Source organism: Paraburkholderia sp. IMGN_8 (genome assembly GCF_038050405.1).
GTDB lineage: Bacteria > Pseudomonadota > Gammaproteobacteria > Burkholderiales > Burkholderiaceae > Paraburkholderia.
This window is the reverse complement of sequence record NZ_CP150900.1, coordinates 775,479-791,864: the sequence shown is the minus strand read 5'-3', so window position 1 is coordinate 791,864 and position 16,386 is coordinate 775,479. Positions and strand designations below refer to the sequence as shown.

General features: G+C 62.3%; 14 protein-coding genes and 1 pseudogene. 9 read left to right on the top strand and 6 right to left on the bottom strand.

The features are described 5' to 3' along the window. The first annotated feature begins 108 nt into the window (after window positions 1-108). Both clpP and WN982_RS03835 read left to right on the top strand, forming a co-directional pair. On the top strand, window positions 109-756 hold the full coding sequence (gene clpP / locus WN982_RS03840) for an ATP-dependent Clp endopeptidase proteolytic subunit ClpP (protein ID WP_341314469.1): 648 nt from the start codon (window positions 109-111) through the stop codon (window positions 754-756). A gap of 193 nt (window positions 757-949) precedes the next feature. Further along, window positions 950-2,380 (top strand): NYN domain-containing protein, encoded by a 1,431-nt coding sequence (locus WN982_RS03835; RefSeq protein WP_341314468.1) that lies wholly within the window; start codon window positions 950-952, stop codon window positions 2,378-2,380. Between the two features lie 113 nt (window positions 2,381-2,493). Here WN982_RS03835 and WN982_RS03830 read toward each other — a convergent pair. Next, a pseudogene (locus WN982_RS03830) lies at window positions 2,494-2,679 on the bottom strand (LysR family transcriptional regulator); the annotation flags it as partial. A 241-nt stretch (window positions 2,680-2,920) separates the two neighbouring features. Here WN982_RS03830 and WN982_RS03825 point away from each other — a divergent pair. Then, window positions 2,921-4,888, top strand: coding sequence for a phosphatase PAP2 family protein (locus tag WN982_RS03825; RefSeq protein ID WP_341314467.1), 1,968 nt, complete (start codon window positions 2,921-2,923; stop codon window positions 4,886-4,888). A 407-nt stretch (window positions 4,889-5,295) separates the two neighbouring features. On the opposite strand, the gene sodB is transcribed toward WN982_RS03825, so the two are convergent. Both sodB and xseA read right to left on the bottom strand, forming a co-directional pair. Continuing rightward, window positions 5,296-5,874, bottom strand: a complete 579-nt coding sequence (sodB, locus tag WN982_RS03820; RefSeq protein ID WP_341314466.1) for a superoxide dismutase [Fe] — start codon at window positions 5,872-5,874, stop codon at window positions 5,296-5,298. A gap of 197 nt (window positions 5,875-6,071) precedes the next feature. Beyond that, window positions 6,072-7,451 carry an exodeoxyribonuclease VII large subunit gene (gene xseA, locus WN982_RS03815; RefSeq protein ID WP_341314465.1) on the bottom strand — a complete coding sequence of 460 codons (1,380 nt, stop codon included), beginning with the start codon at window positions 7,449-7,451 and terminating at the stop codon, window positions 6,072-6,074. A gap of 580 nt (window positions 7,452-8,031) precedes the next feature. On the opposite strand from xseA, the gene lpxK reads away from it, so the two are divergent. From lpxK to WN982_RS03790, 5 genes are all read left to right on the top strand, one after another. Then, window positions 8,032-9,048, top strand: coding sequence for a tetraacyldisaccharide 4'-kinase (lpxK, locus tag WN982_RS03810; protein WP_341315708.1), 1,017 nt, complete (start codon window positions 8,032-8,034; stop codon window positions 9,046-9,048). Next, complete coding sequence (locus tag WN982_RS03805; protein WP_007180583.1) at window positions 9,029-9,232, top strand: Trm112 family protein; 204 nt, start codon at window positions 9,029-9,031, stop codon at window positions 9,230-9,232. The genes lpxK and WN982_RS03805 overlap by 20 nt, the downstream gene beginning before the upstream one ends. Before the next feature lie 143 nt (window positions 9,233-9,375). After that, the gene (gene kdsB / locus WN982_RS03800; RefSeq protein ID WP_341314464.1) at window positions 9,376-10,170 is read left to right on the top strand and encodes a 3-deoxy-manno-octulosonate cytidylyltransferase; all 795 of its coding nucleotides are present in this window, start codon (window positions 9,376-9,378) and stop codon (window positions 10,168-10,170) included. Window positions 10,171-10,385: 215 nt separating this feature from the next. Further along, a complete protein-coding gene (gene adk, locus WN982_RS03795) occupies window positions 10,386-11,051 on the top strand; it encodes an adenylate kinase (RefSeq protein ID WP_341314463.1) in 666 nt (221 codons plus the stop codon). Window positions 11,052-11,309: 258 nt separating this feature from the next. Then, a complete protein-coding gene (locus WN982_RS03790) occupies window positions 11,310-12,068 on the top strand; it encodes a 3-hydroxyacyl-CoA dehydrogenase (protein WP_341314462.1) in 759 nt (252 codons plus the stop codon). 98 nt (window positions 12,069-12,166) lie between these two features. Here WN982_RS03790 and WN982_RS03785 read toward each other — a convergent pair whose 3' ends face one another. Both WN982_RS03785 and murJ read right to left on the bottom strand, forming a co-directional pair. Further along, window positions 12,167-13,009, bottom strand: coding sequence for a SirB1 family protein (locus tag WN982_RS03785; protein ID WP_341315707.1), 843 nt, complete (start codon window positions 13,007-13,009; stop codon window positions 12,167-12,169). 5 nt (window positions 13,010-13,014) lie between these two features. Next, window positions 13,015-14,565 carry a murein biosynthesis integral membrane protein MurJ gene (gene murJ, locus WN982_RS03780; RefSeq protein ID WP_341314461.1) on the bottom strand — a complete coding sequence of 517 codons (1,551 nt, stop codon included), beginning with the start codon at window positions 14,563-14,565 and terminating at the stop codon, window positions 13,015-13,017. 513 nt (window positions 14,566-15,078) lie between these two features. Here murJ and rpsT point away from each other — a divergent pair. Beyond that, a complete protein-coding gene (gene rpsT / locus WN982_RS03775; RefSeq protein ID WP_341314460.1) occupies window positions 15,079-15,357 on the top strand; it encodes a 30S ribosomal protein S20 in 279 nt (92 codons plus the stop codon). Window positions 15,358-15,597: 240 nt separating this feature from the next. Here rpsT and WN982_RS03770 read toward each other — a convergent pair whose 3' ends face one another. After that, on the bottom strand, window positions 15,598-15,942 hold the full coding sequence (locus WN982_RS03770) for a DUF3579 domain-containing protein (protein WP_341314459.1): 345 nt from the start codon (window positions 15,940-15,942) through the stop codon (window positions 15,598-15,600). Window positions 15,943-16,386 lie beyond the last annotated feature (444 nt).

Here is a 16,386-nt window from a genome sequence, read left to right as displayed (position 1 = left end):
TCACACCGCCGTGCCCGCCTTCGTCATAGGAACAACAACCGGTGCAGCACGTGCACGGTTTCCTGATCGGCTCACTACCGCTTACCGCGCCACATCAACGAGGTCCGCATGCATTCCAGCTATCCATCCGTCACCGGCCTCGGCCTCGTGCCCACCGTGATCGAGCAGTCCGGCCGCGGCGAGCGCGCGTACGACATCTATTCCCGCCTGCTGCGCGAACGCATCGTGTTCCTGGTCGGCCCGGTGAACGAACAGTCGGCCAGTCTGATCGTCGCGCAGTTGCTGTTTCTTGAATCCGAGAATCCCGACAAGGATATTTCTTTTTACATCAATTCGCCCGGCGGCTCGGTGTACGACGGCCTCGCGATCTACGACACGATGCAGTTCATCAAGCCGGAAGTGTCGACTCTGTGCACCGGCTTTGCCGCGAGCATGGGCACTTTCTTGCTGACGGCCGGCCAGCGCGGCAAGCGGTACGCGTTGCCGAACGCGCGCATCATGATTCACCAGCCGTCGGGCGGCAGCCAGGGCACGGCCGCGGACATCGAGATTCAGGCCAAGGAGGTCCTGTATCAGCGAGAGCGGCTGAACGCAATGATGGCCGAGCGCACGGGACGCACGATCGAGGAGATCGAGCGCGACACCGACCGTGACAACTTCATGTCGGCGCCCAGTGCGAAGGCCTATGGATTGATCGACGACGTGCTCGAGACTCGCGCAGCGCTAAGCGGCGCGCCCGGCCGCCACGGCTGGTAGCCACGCAGAACGCTGGCCGCCTTGCTCCTCAAGCGCCCGCCCGGCTCGCGCATAGGACACAAAGCCCTCGATTCCGAGGGCTTTTTGCTTCCTGCATCGGTGCGCGCCGAACACAAAAGCTGATCACCTTCGCAGGAATCGCTATCATGATCGCGATTCGTCGAGTTTGACGATCGCTTCAATGGAGATATACATGGCGTCATCCAATGAAACCGTCAGCATGGCGCTATTCTGCGACTTCGAAAACGTTGCGCTCGGCGTGCGCGACGCGAAGTACGACAAGTTCGACATCAAGCTGGTGCTCGAGCGTCTGCTGCTCAAGGGCAGCATTGTCGTGAAGAAAGCGTATTGCGACTGGGACCGCTACAAGAGTTTCAAGGGCGCGATGCACGAGGCCAATTTCGAGTTGATCGAAATTCCGCACGTGCGCCAATCGGGCAAGAATTCGGCCGATATCCGGCTCGTGGTCGACGCGCTCGACCTCTGCTACACCAAATCGCACGTCAATACCTTCGTCATCATCAGTGGCGACTCGGACTTTTCGCCACTGGTGTCGAAGCTGCGTGAGAACGCCAAGCAGGTGATCGGCGTCGGCGTTCAGCAATCCACTTCCGACCTGCTGATCGCGAACTGCGACGAGTTTTTCTTTTACGACGACCTCGTGCGCGAAAGTCAGCGCGCGGTGGCCAAACGCGAGTCGTCGCGCCCGCAACAGGCTGCCCAGCCGACGGCCAAACGCGCGCCGGACGAAGAAAAGAGCCGCAGCAAGGAGGACCTCGAAAAGCGCCGCACCAAAGCGATCGAAATCGCCGTGCAAACGTTCGACGCGCTCGCTTCCGAGCGCGGCGACAGCGGCAAGATCTGGGCCTCGGTGCTGAAGAACGCGATCAAGCGCCGCAAGCCGGATTTCAACGAGACGTACTACGGTTTTCGCGCGTTCGGCAATCTGCTCGAAGAGGCTCACGCACGTGGACTGCTCGAATTTGGCCGCGATGAAAAGTCGGGCGCGTATGTTTATCGTGGCACGGCTGCGAACGTGACCGGCGAAAGCGCGAGCGAGCAAGCCGAACAGGCAGAACCGGCGGAACAGATGTATGAAGCGCAGGTGACGGAAACGGCAATCGCCGAGTCGGGCGGTAAACATGAGTCACGCCGTAGAGGAGGACGCGGCAATCGCAAGGGGTCACGTGGCCAGCAGGAAGCCATCCGCGACGAGCACGCATCTGTCGAACACAGCCGCGACACGGAAGTGGAAGCTGAAACAGACGTGCAAGCGCCGGTGGTCAGCGAGCCCGTTCCTGAACCGCGGAAACATACGTGGATAGAACCGGAAACCTTCGCCGCAGAGCCGGTTGCCGTCGTCGAAGAAGAGGGCCGGGAAGAAGCGAGCAGCACGCCAGCCAGGCGCCGTAAGGAACGTGCACCGCGCAAGACAGCCGCGAAGAAAACGAAGAAGACCGCGCAGCGAACGGTCGCTGACATACCGGAGATCGCGGCGCCGCCTGAAGCACCAATGCAGCCTGTGCAGGAAGAAGCGCCCGTAGCGGCAAAAAAGGCCGCACGCAAATCCGCGCCGCGCAGCCGCCGCCCGCGTAAAACGGTGGCGACGAGCGACGCGGAGTAGGCATCTCACGCGGGCCTCGCATAAGAGGAGGCCCGCAGCAAACGTACCGAACGCGGCAAACCATGCGCCGCAAACAAAAAGGCCCTGTCCGCAACGGACAGGGCCTTTTAAATTCAACTCGCGTTACTCATCGCGGCCTGATGCGTTGCAAACCAGTCAACCAGAAAATCGAGCATGGCTCGCAACGCCAACGGCATCTGGCGTCGGGAACTGTAGATGCCATGAATGCCGAGCGTTTGCGGCAGATAACGGGGCAGCAGGCGCACGAGACGGCCGCTCTGGATCAAGGGCGCGGCAGCTGGAGCATCTTGTCCGCGAGAGGCAGATGAAAGAACACGCCTGCGATTGAGTATGCGTCGCGATCTCGTGACACGTATTCAGATACTGGGAGTTGGCACGCCGGAGCACTGAAGTGGTGCTCCTGACGTCAAGCGCGTCGTTGGCTTCCGGATAAATATAAAGGGCCGTGTAACCGGAGCTTCATGAGGCGCCGATAGACTGCGCGCGTTCTTGGATCTTCTTTCACAGGAAACGCCCGTCATGCCCTCATCAAAACAATATCGGTTCGGCCTCCTTGTTAACCTGTCATTCGCTGCCTTTTTGCTCGGCGCGTGCGGTGGCCAGGTCAGTGACGGCAACAGTTCGGCCGCAATAGTCGCCGCGGTGCCGGCGCCGCCGGCCGATCCTGGGTTCGTCGATAGCGCGCCGGTCCAGACTTCGGTCGCCGCGTTCGTCGACAACGCTTTCAGCAATCAGCGAGGCGACGCGCGCTACGCGACGATGGCCACCAACGCGGGCGTGCGCGTGCTCAACGGCTTTCGGGCGCTGTGGCAACCGTTGACCGATATTGTCGACGCCGGCGTCAGCGCGCCGGCCGTGGGCAGTTTTCCGGCTGTGGTGGCGTCGACGTGGACCGGCGTACCGACGGACGGCACGCCCAACGGCACGCCGCTGAACGCCACCGTGCTGAACGCGAATGTTCAATATGTGGTCACGGCGACCACGCAGCGCACGGCCGCGCAGGCCGAGGCCGCGTATTACGACGACCGTCGTGGCAAGGGCTATAGCGTGTCCGACGGCATGGGCCCGCTTACCAACGTGTGGCGCAGCGCCGCGCAGCAGACCACCAGCATCACGAGTATTCCGGCGAACGCCACGACCACCGCGTATAACGACACCGGCAACAACACGGGCGTAGGCGGCACGGCGAACGCGCAGTTCGGCTCGGTGGTCGACTTCATCAACGCGATGGGCACCAACGGATCGACGGAACCGGCGAAACGCTTCTACAAATACGCGCGGCCATTCCGGTGGAGCACCAGCGTGGTCGTCGTGCCGACGCTCGTGCCGGCTGAAAGCACGACGCCGTCAACTGACGGCGGCTTCCCGAGTGGACACTCCGCCGAAGCGACACGTGACGCGCTGGCGATGGCCTACGCGCTGCCTGAACGCTATCAGGAGATGCTGGAGCGCGGTCTCGAGCTTGGCGAAAACCGCATTCTGGCCGGTATGCACTCACCGCTCGACGTGATCGGCGGACGCATCCTGGCTGAAGCAGTGGTCGCCGCGAACCTCGTCGATCCGAACAATGCGACGCTCAAACAGACTGCGGTCACGCAAGCGCATAGCACGCTGTACACGCTGACCAACACGAATGCGACCACCTTCCGCGCGCTGGCTGAATCGGGCACGACGGCTACCGACCGCTTCGCCGATTACGCGACCAACAAGGCGAACTTCATGCGCCGGCTGACCTTCGGCTTCACGCCGATCGCCGCGACCACGACCGCCGCCGTCGTGCCTAAAGGCGCCGAAGTGCTGCTCGAAACGCGCCTTCCGTATCTGAGCGCGGATCAGCGCCGCGTGGTACTGAAGACGACCGCGCTCACCTCGGGCTTCCCGGTCCTCGACGATGCGGAAGGCTGGGGTCGCCTGAACCTGTTCGCCGCGGCCGACGGCTATGGCGGGTTCGCGGGCAACGTGGTGGTGTCGATGGACGCCTCGCAAGGTGGCTTCAATGCCGCCGATACGTGGCGCAACGACATCGCTGGCGCGGGCAAATTGACCTTCAACGGGACGGGTTCGCTCACGCTGGCCGGATCGAACGCGTATAGCGGCGGAACTCAGGTACAGGGTGGAACGCTGGTCGCCGGATCGGTGAACGCGTTTGGTTCAGGTGACGTGTATGTCGGTAGCGGCACGGTGGTCGCGAATGCGACCTCGCGTGTGAATATCGGCGGCAGGTACACGCAGTTGGCAGGCGGCACGCTCGAGATCGATCGCGGTGCAGGCGATCAGGGCCGCATGGCGGTAAGCGGACAGACGTCGATCGTGGGCGGCACGCTGCATGTGAAGTTCGCCGCGGGCTACACGCCCAAGGTGGGCGACACGATTGCGCTGATCGATTGCAACGGCCTGCAGGGACGCTTCTCGACCGTGACGGTCGACGGCTTTAAGGCGACCGCGTTGTATAGCGCGTCAGGCTTGCAGATTCATCTGGATGCCTGAGGATGAAGGTTGCGACGCCCGCTCAATCTAGTTAGGATGGCTTATACATTTGTCGCCAGCGAAACGCTGCTGCGGCAGTACGTGACTTTGCCCCTGCGCCTACGTCCTCGGTGCCCGCCTCAGACAGTCGCACGGGCACTCTGCGGCGCCGGCTTGCGCGCGCAGGCTCAGCAGCCCGAATTCCACGGCGAAAACCGCTTTGAGGCAGGCCTGCCGGTCATCAGTCGAAGCGCGTACCACAACCCGTCAAGCAACGTTCAAGCGGGCGCGGAAACAGACGAAAAAAAGCCCTCACAGCGGAGGGCTTTCAGATCGGCTACGGTTTCCAAAGTTTATTGCGAAACATCCTGCGGCGTTTCCAGACTTTGTTGCCGTTTCCAAACTTCATCGTGACGGAACAGACAATCTCACGCGAAATTCTTCTCGGCGAATGCCCAGTTCACGATGTTCCAGTACGCTTCGACGAACTTCGGACGCGCATTGCGATAGTCGATGTAGTACGCGTGTTCCCACACGTCGATCGTAAGCAGTGCCTTGGCGTCCGTGGTCAGCGGCGTAGCAGCATTGCTCGTCGACACCAGGTCGAGCGAACCGTCGGCCTTCTTCACCAGCCATGCCCAACCCGAGCCGAACGTGCCGATTGCGGTCTTGGCGAATTCTTCCTTGAACTTGTCGAACGAACCCCACTTGGCGTTGATCGCGTCAGCGAGTGCGCCGCTCGGAGCACCGCCACCTTGCGGCGACAGGCTGTTCCAGAAGAACGTGTGGTTCCACACTTGAGCTGCATTGTTGAAGAGACCGCCCGATGCTTTCTTGACGATTTCTTCGAGCGACAGGTTTTCGAACTCCGTGCCCTTGATCAGATTGTTCAGGTTAGTCACATAGGTCTGGTGGTGCTTGCCGTAGTGAAACTCGAGCGTCTCTTCCGACATATGCGGAGCGAGTGCGTTTTTCGCGAACGGCAGCGGCGGGAGCGTATGTTCCATGGTGCTTTCCTTCTATCTGTATCTGTTTATGGGGAGTCTGCGGATAACGCTGTAGAGCACTGGATTGTAGGCGACTTGGAATAACCCCGCAAACCAACGGACTTTATGTCCGGCATCGGCGAACATGCTGCACGGATGGCGTAATTAGTGCTCGCGCATGCCGTTTGCGAGGTCAAAAGTACGGTGTCGGCGAAGTGTCAGAAACCCTCGGTAAGACGCGGTTGCACATCGGCGAGTGCAATGTCCGCGGAGCCCTCGGCGAGATGCACCGTGAGACGCCGCCCGGGTTTCAACGACGCCGGCGTGCGCACCGCACGGCCGCTCTGCGCATCGAGCACCGCGGCATAGCCGCGTTCCAGCGTGCGCCGCGGACTCAGTACTTCGAGCCGCGCGGCGAGCGTCGCGATACGAGCGGTCTGACGTTCATGCTGGCGTAACAATGCATTGTCGAGACGCTGCGCGAGACTCTTCAGTTTCGCCTGATGCGCAGCAAGATCGGGACGCCAGCGTTGCCAGCGCATCTGCAGCAGCGAAAAACGCGCGCGTGCGTCGCGCACCGGGCGCGTGCCCGCCGACGCGAGCCGTACGCTCAGTTGCTGCAGGTGCGCACGCTGCCGTGAGAGCCGCTCGGCCGGCGACACCAACCGGCGCGCGAGCCAGTCGAGTTGTTGTGCGCGCCGCTCCATCATCCGGCCGAAGCCGCGTGCAAGCGTCGCATGCCGGTGATCGAGTTCACGCAGCAACAAAACGCGCTGTGGACTGACGAGTTCGGCGGCGCCGGTCGGCGTCGGCGCGCGCACGTCGGCGGCAAAATCGGCAATCGTGAAATCGGTTTCGTGACCGACGCCGCTCACCACCGGCAGCGCGCTTTCCGCAATGGCGCGAGCGAGTACTTCTTCGTTGAACGCCCACAGGTCTTCGATCGACCCGCCGCCGCGGCACACGATCAGCACGTCGACTTCGCGCCGGGCGTTCGCTGTATCGACCATCGCGGCGAGTTTCGCGCTGACGCCCACGCCCTGCACCGGCGCCGGATAAACGATCACCGGAATATGCGGCGCGCGGCGGCTCAGGGTGGTCAAGACATCGCGCAACGCGGCGGCTTGCAACGACGTCACGACACCGATCGCGCGCGGATGGGCCGGCAACGCGCGCTTGCGTTCAGCGGCAAACAGGCCCTCCGCTTCAAGCTGCGCTTTCAGCTTGAGAAACGCTTCGTAGAGACGCCCCTGCCCCGTGCGGCGCACCGCTTCGACATTCAGTTGCAACTCGCCACGCGGCTCGTACATCGTCACCAGCGCGCGCACTTCAATGCGGTCGCCTTCGCGCGGCGTGAATTCGGCGTATTGCGCTCGACCACGGAACATCACGCAACGCATCTGCGCCTGCGCATCCTTGATCGAGAAATACCAATGGCCACTTGCGGCGCGGGTGAAGTTCGACACTTCGCCGGCCACCCAGACGAGCGGAAACGAGCGTTCAAGCATCGTGCCGATCGCGCGATTGAGGACGGAAACGGGAACGACGACCTCACCGCCGAGTGCGGCCGACGACGAAAAAGGGCTTTCGGAATTCATGCGAGGAATATGTTTGACTGGCCGGACAGACGATAGACCGAGTGGCCACCGACGTCCAGCGCAGCGTAAGAATTGTCAAAAGTGTCCACATGGCGGGCCCCGTCAGATGAACGCCTCCCAATTGCCCGCCAGGCCTTGCAAATTGGAAGCATGCCGTTGATTTATATGGCATTTATATCTCGTTAAAGAGAATGATTGCCGATACGGAGCGCTCGGAACGGCCTTCCCAGCCGGTCGGAAGGCAGGTTTTCCACAAAGTTATCCACAGACTGTGTGCCTCGCCAAAAGTGTCAATTCGCCGTGCGACGCTCGGCGCACGACTTGCCGCGCGGGACGCACGCGCGCTAGAGTGGCGGGTTCGACGGCGTGCTGCACGCCCCGCAGCGCTCGCCACTACGGCACACTGCTGACGTGTCGGACGCTGGGCGTCGAACGCCGCCGCCTCATTTTCAACTGCCTTTTCGACTGCCCGGAGAACCGCGTTGATGCTTGCCCCGTGTATCGCGCCTTGCGCTTCTACGCCACCGCCCCAGCCACTTCTGGTGCGCTGCTGCGCGTCGCGCGTCCCGGCGGCTTGCCGATGAGCGATCTGAACAACCGTCTCGAAGCTCGCCTAACACGCGAATGGCAGCAGCGCGGCCCGCTCGCGTGGGCGTTGACGCCCTTCGCGTGCGCGTTCGGCGCGATTGCCGCCGCACGCCGCACCGCCTTCTCGCTCGGCTGGTTGAAATCGGTGCGCGTCGGCGTGCCGGTGGTGGTGGTCGGCAACGTGACCGTGGGCGGCACCGGCAAGACGCCGACCGTGATCGCGCTGGTGGAAGCGTTGCGCGCGGCCGGCTTTACGCCCGGCGTGGTGTCACGTGGCTACGGCGCGCGCGTCAAGACGCCGACGCCGGTCACGTCCGCGTCGGCGGCGAGCGTCGGCGGCGACGAACCATTGCTGATCGCACGCCGCACCGGCGCACCGGTGTGGGTCTGCCCGGACCGCGTCGCAGCCGCCCAGGCGCTGTGCGCCGCGCATCGCGAGGTCGACGTGATCGTCAGCGACGACGGCTTGCAGCATTACCGACTCGCACGCGACGCCGAACTGGTGGTCTTCGATCATCGGCTCGGCGGCAATGGTTTTCTGCTGCCGGCCGGCCCGCTGCGCGAGCCGCTGTCGCGCCGCCGCGATGCGACGCTGATCAACGATCCGTATGCACGCTCGCTGCCCGCGTGGCCGAACACCTTCGCGCTGCAACTCGCGCCCGCAGATGCCTGGCACCTCGACAATCCGGCTCTGCGCCGGCCTCTCGCGCAGTTCAGCGGCGATCGCGTGCTGGCGGCCGCCGGCATCGGTGCGCCGGAGCGCTTTTTCGCGACGCTGCGCGCCGCCGGTCTCACGCCCTCTACCCGCGCATTGCCGGACCACTACGCGTTCGAGCGCAATCCTTTTACAGACGTGGACGCCGATGCCATCCTGATAACGGAAAAGGATGCGGTAAAATTAGGGTCCTGGCACGATGCGCGCATCTGGGTTGTCCCGGTCGAAGCCGCGCTCGATCATCGCCTCATTGCATTAGTTGTGGAGAAAATCCGTGGACGCTCGCCTGCTTGAAATTCTCGTCTGCCCAATCTGCAAGGGTCCGCTCAGCTACGACCGTGCGGCGCAGGAACTGATCTGCAACGCCGACAAGCTCGCCTATCCGATCCGCGACGGTATTCCCGTGATGCTCGTGGACGAAGCGCGGCAAACCGTTGAAGGCACGCCCGTCGACCTGAATCCGGGCTCCGTCGCCTGAGTTTGCCCACGCGGAGTCGCTGCATTCCGACAACCCCGCGCTTCCGGTCCGCATTTGCAATCTGCATTTGCGTTCTTTCCTGTTAGCGCTCGCGGTGCAATCGCGGGCGCTCTCTTCCGGTTTCATCGCCGCTCATCTTTCCGATGACCAACGCCACCACTTCCCCGTTCATCGCCGTCGTGCCCGCCCGGCTCGCCTCGACGCGTCTGCCCAACAAGCCGCTCGCCGACATCGGCGGCAAACCGATGGTGGTGCGGGTCGCCGAGCGCGCGCGCGAATCGGGCGCGCAACAGGTGCTGATCGCCTCCGACGCGCAAGCGGTGCTCGACGTGGCCCGCGAGCACGGCTTCGAAGCCGTCTTGACGCGCGCCGATCATCCGTCGGGCACCGACCGTCTCGCGGAAGTGGCAGCGCAGTTCGGCTGGAGCGACGACACGATCGTCGTGAACGTGCAGGGCGACGAACCGCTGATCGACCCCGCGCTGGTATGCGGCGTTGCGTCGCACCTCGCGACCAGTAGCGGCTGTGCTATTGCCACCGCGGCGCATCCGATCACGGACCCCGCCGAAATCTTCAATCCGAACGTCGTCAAGGTCGTGCTCGATGCGCGCGGCGTCGCGCTGTACTTCTCGCGCGCGCCGATTCCGTGGGCACGCGACGCGTATCAGCCGTATTGGCCCAATGTGGCCACGATGCCCGCACCGCCTGCATCCGCGGCCGTCCACCGGCATATCGGCCTGTACGCATATCGCGCCCAATTCCTGCGCACTTACCCGAGTCTCGCGATCTCGCCGATCGAGCAGGCCGAAGCGCTCGAACAACTGCGCGCGATGTGGCATGGCGAGCGCATCGCGGTGCTCGTCACCCAGGACGCGCCGCTGCCCGGCGTCGACACACCCGCCGATCTGGCGCGCGTGCAGGCTTTATTCGGGGCTTGAGCAGAAAAACCCATGGCATAATCAGACGGTTCTGCGCGCCTCCCGTTCAAAGCGAGAGTCAGGGTTTGCACCCAGTCGCGCCGTCGTCGTCTTGCAGCGCCGTCTTTCTCGACGCGCAGCGCGAGGCGCACCACGGCAGCCGATGCGGGTCCCCGGACGACTCATGGGATGGCTACAGCGCCGCCAAAGAATTCACATAGATCTGGAGATATCACATGCGTTTGATCCTTTTGGGTGCTCCTGGAGCGGGTAAGGGCACTCAGGCAAACTTCATCAAGGAAAAGTTCGGCATTCCGCAAATTTCCACCGGCGACATGCTGCGTGCGGCCGTCAAGGCAGGCACGCCGCTCGGCATCGAGGCAAAGCGCTTCATGGATGCCGGCGAACTGGTCACGGACGAGCTGATCATCAACCTGGTAAAGGAACGCCTGCAGCAGCCGGACTGCGCGAACGGTTATCTGTTCGACGGTTTTCCGCGCACGATCCCGCAAGCTGAAGCGATGAAGCAGGCCGGCGTCGCGATCGACTACGTGCTGGAAATCGACGTGCCGTTCGACGAGATCATCGTGCGTATGAGCGGCCGCCGCTCGCACGCCGCGTCGGGCCGCACGTACCACGTCAAGTTCAACCCGCCGAAGGTCGAAGGCGTGGACGACGTGACGGGCGAGCCGCTGATCCAGCGCGATGACGACAAGGAAGAAACGGTCAAGAAGCGTCTGGACGTGTACGTTGCGCAGACCAAGCCGCTGATCGAGTACTACAACAACTGGGCGAAGAACGGCGACCCGTCGTCGCCGCTGAAGGCGCCGCAGTACCGGCGCATTTCGGGCCTCGGCACAGTCGAAGAAATTCGCGCCCGCGCGTTCGATGCATTGAAGTAAATTCGCCTTTGCGTGAGCTGTTAAAAAAACCCGCCCATTCCGGCGGGTTTTTTTATTGCCGGCCGCGCGCCTTGCGCTCACAGCCGCACGCCACGCTCAGCATTATTTAGCCATCCGTAGCGGTTGTTCACGGATGGGAAACGCCAAGCCGATACGCCCGCCGCCGCTCCGCTTTCCGCGCTGCAACATAGCCGTTACAATCGTTTATCGAAAAAATATTCGATCTCGACATTACCGAACTGAAGCAAAGGAGAAGACATGGAGATTCGTGACAACGTATTCCTGATCACCGGCGGTGCGTCCGGCCTCGGCGCCGCTACCGCGAGCCTGTTCGTCGAAAACGGCGGCAAGGTGGTGCTAGCCGATCTGAACCAGGATGCAGGTGAAGCGCTCGCGAAAGAGCTCGGCGGCGTGTTCGTCAAATGCGACGTGAGCCGCGAAGAAGACGCAACGCAAGCGGTCGAAGCTGCCACGAAACTCGGCACGCTGCGCGGCCTCGTCAACTGCGCGGGTGTCGCGCCGGCCATCAAGACGGTCGGCAAGGATGGTCCGCATCCGCTCGATTCGTTCGCGCGCACCATCTCAATCAACCTGATCGGCACCTTCAACATGATCCGGCTCGCCGCCGCGGCAATGTCGAAGAACGAACCGAACGCGAATGGCGAGCGTGGCGTGATCATCAACACGGCGTCGGTGGCCGCGTATGACGGCCAGATCGGCCAGGCGGCTTACGCGGCGTCGAAAGCCGGCGTGGTCGGCATGACGCTGCCGATCGCGCGCGACCTGTCGCGCAATGCGATCCGCGTGATGACAATTGCACCGGGCATCTTCGAAACGCCGATGCTGCTCGGCATGCCGCAGGAAGTGCAGGACGCGCTCGGCGCAATGGTGCCGTTCCCGCCGCGCCTGGGCAAACCGGCGGAATATGCGATGCTGGCCAAGCAGATTTTCGACAATCCGATGCTCAACGGCGAAGTGATTCGTCTGGACGGCGCGATCCGCATGCAGCCCAAGTAACGATGCATGCGGCGCGCCGCTTTTACGCGGCTGCGCCAATGAAAAACGCCTGCGCATGGTTCATGTGCAGGCGTTTTTGTTTCGTTCGGCAACGCTTTTCAGTCGCGATCGTTGTGCTGGGTGCGTTGACGCAACTCGTGCAACTGCGACTCCACCACAGTCGCGTCTTCGGCATCCGGCCGGTCGCCGAGATATCGCTCGAGATCCTCGAGTGCCGGGCGCAGATAATCGAGCCGCGCATAGGCGAAGCCACGGTCGCGCACTTCTTCGATACTTTCCGGCAACAGGATCACGAGACGCTGCTGCACCGCCAGTAGGCGCTGCCAACGTTCCGTCTGAAGATAAGTGGATTTCAGATTGCGCAGCATGCGGGCAATGATCTCGCGACGCGTTGCCGGTTGCAGCAGCATGCGCAACGCCCTGCCCACCGACTCGCCCGCCGACGCCACATACGGCTCCAGCATTTCCACCATCTCCGATTCGGAGAGCGAATGGCCGCTGGTCGGATCGAGCATCACGTCGCCATCGGGTGTGGTCACGCGCAGCAGAAAGTGGCCGGGAAACGACACGCCGCGCACCGGGATGCCGATCTGCTCGGCCATCTCCAGATATAGCACCGCCAGCGAAATCGGAATGCCGCGGCGACGTTTCAGCACCGCGTTCAGGTGGCTGTTGTCGGGATCGTAATAATCGTTGAGGTTGCTGGCGAAACCCAGCTCGCGGAAGAAAAACCGGTTAAGGATGCCGACCTTTTGCCTGATATCGGCGTCGTCCGGCATACGGCGCCGAAGACGCACCACCAGCTCGTCGATCTCGGCCAAGGTGCCTTGCAGATCGAGGTCGGGATAAGCATCTTGCGCGAGCGAAAGCGCCGCCTCGGTCAGCGGCAGGCTATCGTCCTCGGCGACGAGCGTGCTGAAATAGTCGAGAACTCGCATCATCGTGATCACTTCACTCGCCTTTTGAAATACGCGTACTTGAAGCCCATCAGCCAAAGCATACCGAAATATAGCGCGGCAAACAGCACGAGGCACGCGCCCAGCAAGACGATGCGGTCGACCGGCCGGCTATGCATGCCGACCCAGTCGAAGCTGATCGCCAGCCAATGCATCGTGCCGGCGAGCACGAGGCACGCGCCGAGCAATTGCACGAAGAACTTCAGCCAGCCCTTCGACGGCATATAAATGCCGCGCTTGCGCAAACCAAGGAACAGCAACAGCGCGTTGACGCACGCGCCCAACCCGACGCTCAGCGTCAAGCCTGCATGCGCGAAAATCGGCACGAACAGGTAGTTGCTCAACTGCGTGACGATCAGCACGCCGATACCGATCTTCACCGGCGTCTTGATGTCCTGCTTCGCGTAAAAACCGGGCGCGAGGATCTTGATGAGAATCAGGCCGATCAGCCCGATGCCGTATGCCGCCAACGCGCGGCCGACCATCACCACCGCGTGGCCGTCGAACTTGCCGTAGTGAAACAGCGTCGCGGTGAGCGGTTCGGCGAAGAAAAACAGCGCGATCGCACTCGGCGCGGCCAGCAGGAAGGTGATGCGCAGGCCCCAGTCGAGCAGCGACGAATATTCGTGCGGATCGGCATCGACGTGCGCTTTCGACAGGCTCGGCAGCAAAATCGTGCCGAGTGCGACACCCAGCAGCGCGGTCGGAAACTCCATCAGGCGGTCAGCGTAGTTGATCCACGAGACCGCGCCCGGACCGATCCGCGACGCAATATTGGTGTTGATAATCAGGCTGATCTGCGCGACCGACACGGCGAACATCGCCGGCACCATCTTCGAGAGCACGCGCTTCACGCCGCGATGCGCGAGCGCCCGCAGCGGATCGAGACCGATGCGCGGCAGCATGTCGATCTTTTTCAGACCCGGCAACTGCACGGCGAACTGCAGCACACCGCCCGCGATCACCGCCCACGCAAGCGCGTAGACCGGCGTTTGCAGATACGGCGCGACGAACACCGCCGCAACGATGAACGCGACGTTCAGCAGCACCGGCGCGAAAGCCGGCAGCGAAAAGTTCTTGTACGTGTTCAACACGCTCGACGCCAGCGACGTCAGCGAGATGAAGATGATGTACGGGAACATGATGCGCGTCATCGTGACGGCAAGCGCGTACGCCTGACCCTCATGCGCCAGACCGGACGCGACGACGAACACCACGCCCGACGCCCCCACCACACCGATCACCGACAGGATCGCCAGCGCCCAGGCGAGCACGGTCGAGGTGGCGTCGACGAGCGCCTTGGTAGCGTCGTGTCCCTGCTGGTTCTTGAACTCGGCGAGAATCGGCACGAAGGCCTGCGAGAACGCGCCTTCGGCGGAAATGCGGCGCAGCAGGTTTGGAATACGGAAGGCGACGTAGAACGCGTCAGTGAATTGACTGGCACCGAACGCACGAGCGATCAGCGTTTCGCGGGCCAGTCCGGTCACGCGCGACAGCAGCGTGAAGCCGCTGACCGTCAGCAGGGCTCGGAATAGATTCATGGGGCGCTTATTATACGGGTGCCGCACGTGCGGACGACGAGCCGGGAAGCGAATCGGACCGATTTAAGCCGCAGACGTTCGATCATGTGGCCGACCGAGACGGTTTTTTGTTGATTGGCTTGCTGGTCCGCATGCCTGTTGCTGGCCTATCGCGGGCCTCCGGCAAGCGCGCGGCGCGTGGCGGCTTACGGAACGCAAGGCTTCGTGCGCCGCGCCGGCGCATCTGGATTGCTCATTGCCCGTTGCCACGTGCCTGATTTTGTTGCTATAATCGCCGGTTTCGAAGCTCGCTCAATTTTCGGATGGGGTTCAGGCACGCAGTATTCAAGCGCCAGCCAGCCTCCAAACACACCGGAACACGAGCCCGCCTTCGCGTAGTTCGATCGGCTGATTCGTCGATTATTTCGACACTTTTGCGCTCCTGGGCAATCGCTTCCAGGGGTTCGGATTAAAAGCAGCACCTCACCACTTGAAGGTCAGGTACTGGAAACAGGAACAGGATAAGGAACCGTCATGGCTAACTCCGCACAAGCACGCAAGCGCGCCCGCCAGGCCGCCAAGGCAAACTCGCACAACTCGGCACTGCGCTCGAAGTTCCGCACGGCTATCAAGGCTGTTCGCAAGGCGATCGACGCCGGCGACAAGGCTAAGGCCGCTGAAATCTTCCAGGCGTCGTCGAAGACCATCGACATCATCGCCGACAAGAAAATCGTGCACAAGAACAAGGCAGCTCGCCATAAGAGCCGCCTCGCTGCAGCCCTTAAGGGTCTGCAAGCGTCCGCAGCGCAGTAAATTCGGTCAGCCCGCTTCGGTGGGCTACCTCCTGTTTCCGCTGCGTCATGAAAGCCCGCTTCGGCGGGCTTTTTTGCTTGGGGATTGTTGATCCGGATACTCATCCGGGTCCGCTTGCGAGTTAGCTGGCTGCTGCGCATGTTCGCGAGTCAACTGGTTGCTTATTAAAGCCAGCGCTTCCTTCAGGCATAAAAAAACCCGCTGCCGGCGGGTTTTTGTTTTGCTGATCCCGCGTAAGCCTTAACGCGTGTTCCTGGGTTGTTGCGTGCCGTGCTCAGGTGGCAACTCACACGCCTCGGTCACGACGAGATCATTGTCTTTCGCGAAGTTCAGGACGAAATCGAAGGCCATCGGTTCGATGTCGCGCAAGCGCGAATCGAGAATCACGCATTTGAGGTCGCCGAGCATGGTGGGCCGGACGTACAGCGAGTATTGCAGGTAGGCGTTCGGCCCCTTGCCGCCCGGGCCGGGACCGAAGCATGACATCACGCCTGCGAGCCGCTCCGACCAGTCGCTCGGTCGAAACTTTTTTCCGGTCGACGTGATGCCCTGAATGAAATATTCGGTTGGAGCTGCTTCGGCCATGTAGGAATACCTGTGTGACTGCCCAGCGGGATGACGGCAAAGCTGACTGAAAAGCGGCTTTTGGGATGCGTGAACACGTCGCCACCGTCGTATAGGCCGCTTTGGCGATGCGCCACCAAAAACGGCGAAGGCCGGTTGACCCGCCTCGACGCTCATCATGACGGCGCACCACGAGGAAACTTTCCGAACCGCGCGAGCCGTGTCCCGCAAGCTCAATACCGGCCTGCTGGGCTTAGGGATAACCGGTGGATTATAGCGCAGAGGACCTTTTTCCGCAGCGCACACAAGCTCCATCTGAAGGTTGCGCGAGCCTTTCAGCGGGCTTACCCGGCCTTTTGGCCGACTCGTCAAACGAAGCAAAATCCTTTATGCTGCTTTGAGTTACCACAAACGACGGCGGCGCCGTCCGGCAATTCTGCCGGGTGAGACCGCCGTATTTGTTTC

Bases quoted from the DNA above. Each gene is read 5' to 3' on its own strand.
- clpP (WP_341314469.1), top strand. From the start codon at position 109: ATGCATTCCAGCTATCCATCCGTCACCGGCCTCGGCCTCGTGCCCACC.
- WN982_RS03835 (WP_341314468.1), top strand. From the start codon at position 950: ATGGCGTCATCCAATGAAACCGTCAGCATGGCGCTATTCTGCGACTTC.
- WN982_RS03825 (WP_341314467.1), top strand. From the start codon at position 2,921: ATGCCCTCATCAAAACAATATCGGTTCGGCCTCCTTGTTAACCTGTCA.
- sodB (WP_341314466.1), bottom strand. From the start codon at position 5,874: ATGGAACATACGCTCCCGCCGCTGCCGTTCGCGAAAAACGCACTCGCT.
- xseA (WP_341314465.1), bottom strand. From the start codon at position 7,451: ATGAATTCCGAAAGCCCTTTTTCGTCGTCGGCCGCACTCGGCGGTGAG.
- lpxK (WP_341315708.1), top strand. From the start codon at position 8,032: ATGAGCGATCTGAACAACCGTCTCGAAGCTCGCCTAACACGCGAATGG.
- kdsB (WP_341314464.1), top strand. From the start codon at position 9,376: ATGACCAACGCCACCACTTCCCCGTTCATCGCCGTCGTGCCCGCCCGG.
- adk (WP_341314463.1), top strand. From the start codon at position 10,386: ATGCGTTTGATCCTTTTGGGTGCTCCTGGAGCGGGTAAGGGCACTCAG.
- WN982_RS03790 (WP_341314462.1), top strand. From the start codon at position 11,310: ATGGAGATTCGTGACAACGTATTCCTGATCACCGGCGGTGCGTCCGGC.
- WN982_RS03785 (WP_341315707.1), bottom strand. From the start codon at position 13,009: ATGATGCGAGTTCTCGACTATTTCAGCACGCTCGTCGCCGAGGACGAT.
- murJ (WP_341314461.1), bottom strand. From the start codon at position 14,565: ATGAATCTATTCCGAGCCCTGCTGACGGTCAGCGGCTTCACGCTGCTG.
- rpsT (WP_341314460.1), top strand. From the start codon at position 15,079: ATGGCTAACTCCGCACAAGCACGCAAGCGCGCCCGCCAGGCCGCCAAG.
- WN982_RS03770 (WP_341314459.1), bottom strand. From the start codon at position 15,942: ATGGCCGAAGCAGCTCCAACCGAATATTTCATTCAGGGCATCACGTCG.